Below are 2,621 nucleotides of genomic sequence, written 5' to 3'. Positions count from 1 at the left end.
GCCGGAAAGGTATACGTGTCCGAGCCGGTTTTGTCGGAGAGCGTCCAGCCGGCGATCAGGACCGCTTCTTCTCCGCGGTTACTCACCGTGACCCATTCGCCGTTCAGGTTCAGCCGGTCATCGCCCGGTGCATCGAACTGCACCCTGCTGATGTATATGCCATAGGCATTGCCGAGCTGGACCGAAGGAAGCGTTACCGGTATTGTCACATTTGCAGGGATGGACGATACAAGTTCGGTCATATTCAGGGTGATCGTTGGCAGGGGTGTAACCGTATTGCTGGTCACGGAGGCCGGGGTCGTTGCCGTGACCGCTTGGTTCCAGAAGCCCGCATCGCCTTTCTCTGTCGTCACCGAGAGCGTGTTCCCATCGCTCTCCACGCGGATCGTTCCGTCCATGTCCGTGCGGAAGATCATGGGACCTGCAGCGTTCAGCCGTTCGAGCGTCTCCCTGTGGGGATGTCCGTAATCATTTCCTTTCCCCAGGGACAGGATGGCAACCTGCGGGTTAACACGGGAAAGGAATGCTGCCGAGCTTGCGCCGGAACTCCCGTGGTGGCCGACTTTCAGTACCTGTGCGTCCAGCGGGTAGCCGGATCTTACCATGGCTTCTTCCGCGGGAGCCGTGGCATCGCCCGTGTAGAGCAGGTTCACCGTGCCGTACGAGACCCGGAGGACGATGCTGTTTGTGTTGAGGTCCTCGCCAGCCCGTTCTTTGGGCGGCGAGAGCACGAGGATACGGAGCGCGGGATCGATATCGATGGTCTGGCCCCGTTCCGCAACAATGTAGGGGATCTGTTTCCGGTCGATCGTAGAGAGGAACTTCTCGTACAGGGACGATGATGTGGGAAGGCCGGAGTCGAGGACTTTGCCGACCTCGAAATTCGTAAGCACGGCTTGCATCCCGCCGACATGGTCGGCGTGCGGGTGCGTTGCCACGAGGAGATCGATCTTCCTCACACCAAGATCCTGCAGGGCACGGACAACCGTGTCGCCCCGGTCCGTGTCACCGGCATCGATCAGGATCATCTTGTCCCGAAAGAGGATGATCGACGAGTCGCCCTGCCCGACATCCAGGAAATATGCTTTCAGGTCGCCCGTGGTGCTCTGGTTGAGAACCAGGCCGGAGTGTGTGCCGGAGGATGTGCAACCGGCAAAAAGAAGAGCGAGGACAAGGATGAGGGTGAGGCAGGCACCGGCCCGCAGTGGAAACGGAGAAGACACCCTCATGTGAGATTCCTTACGCTGACCGTGCCCGCTCGACAAGGGCGAACGCCGCTTCCGCTGCCCCGTTCAACACATATGCCTCGTCGGGGATACCGCGGTCGAGCATCAGCACACGGCCATTGCAGATGGTGGTCTCGACCGAACTGCCGTTGGTGGAGTAGACGAGGTTCGAGGTCGCGTTGTGGAGCGGGATGTTGCAGGCATCGTGGTTGCTGACGAGGATGATGTCGGCCGGTGTACCTGCAGCGAGCCGGCCGGTGGGGAGACCGAGCGCCTTTGCACCGTTTGCCGAGGCCATGGCAAGGGCTTCCGGTGCCGGGAGGACCGTCGGATTGTTCCAGAAGAACTTCTGGAGAAGGGCTGCTACCTTCATCTCCTCGAACATGTCGAGGTTGTTGTTCGAGGCGCACCCGTCCGTGCCCAGGCAGGGATTCGCCCCCGCGGCTTTCAGGGCAGCGTAGGGCATTGCCCGGTTCGTTGCAAGCTTCATGTTGCTGACCGGGTTGTGGGCAGCCGAGACGCCGCGCTCGCCAAGAAGCCGGCACTCCGCATCGTCCAGCCAGCAGCAGTGGGCAGCGACGGTGCGGGGGGTTAAGATACCGCAGGCGTCAAGGTGGGCTGCGGGGCGCTTGCCGTGAGCAGTAACGCAGTCGGTAACCTCTTTTTCGGTCTCGGACAGGTGGATATGGATGCCGATCTTCTGCTGCTGTGCAAACTCGGCGCACCACTTCAGGCCTTCCGGTGAGACCGTGTAGATCGCGTGCGGCCCGACAGCAGCCGTGATCCGGGTGTTGTTCAGGGATTTTATGTGCGCTGCAAGGTTCTCGGTGGCCTTGCACTCGGCCTCCCGTTTCTCTGCATTGAAGAGGTCGATGAACCCGTACGAAAGGACGGCCCGGATGCCGGTGTCGTTTACAGCTTTTGCTGCCTGGTCCATCATGAAGTACATATCGTTGAAGGCGGTGGTGCCGGAGCGTATCATCTCGATGCAGGCTAGTTTCGTCCCCCAGTAGATGTCCTCAGGTTTCAGGTGGGCTTCAAGCGGCCAGATCTTCTGGGAAAGCCAGTCCTGCAGGATCATGTCATCGGCATAGCCCCGCAGGAGCGTCATCGCGGCATGGGTGTGCGTGTTGACAAGCCCCGGGAGGGCAAGGGCGCCGTTCCCGTCAATTAAGAAGTCCTCGTCGCCTTTCCACTCCTTTCCCGCCATCTCCCCAATGGAGGTGATGATACCCTTCTCATCGATGACACTGTCGACACTCTTGTTCTCCACCACAACGTTTGTTATCATCAGGGAGTGATTCTTCTCGAATATCCCGTCCATATCTTCCGAAGTCATTGATCTTTTCACTCCGTTCAACCCATATGTGTAATGATAGTATTCACAACCTCTTT

At 59.4% G+C, this 2,621-nt stretch carries 2 protein-coding genes; both read right to left on the bottom strand.

The window, feature by feature from the left end:
• Positions 1 to 1,229: MBL fold metallo-hydrolase (locus tag CW742_RS10250; RefSeq protein ID WP_292420035.1), on the bottom strand; the 1,229-nt coding region annotated here is incomplete at its 3' end.
• 10 nt (positions 1,230 to 1,239) lie between these two features.
• Positions 1,240 to 2,565, bottom strand: a complete 1,326-nt coding sequence (locus CW742_RS10245; protein WP_292420032.1) for an amidohydrolase family protein — start codon at positions 2,563 to 2,565, stop codon at positions 1,240 to 1,242.
• Between the last annotated feature and the right edge of the window lie 56 nt (positions 2,566 to 2,621).

It is taken from the genome of Methanoregula sp. (assembly GCF_002835825.1).
In the GTDB taxonomy this organism is placed as follows: domain Archaea; phylum Halobacteriota; class Methanomicrobia; order Methanomicrobiales; family Methanospirillaceae; genus Methanoregula.
The sequence above is the reverse complement of the archived record's forward strand: the minus strand, read 5'-3'. Positions and strand labels throughout refer to the sequence as shown.

Bases quoted from the DNA above. Each gene is read 5' to 3' on its own strand.
- CW742_RS10245 (WP_292420032.1), bottom strand. From the start codon at position 2,565: ATGACTTCGGAAGATATGGACGGGATATTCGAGAAGAATCACTCCCTG.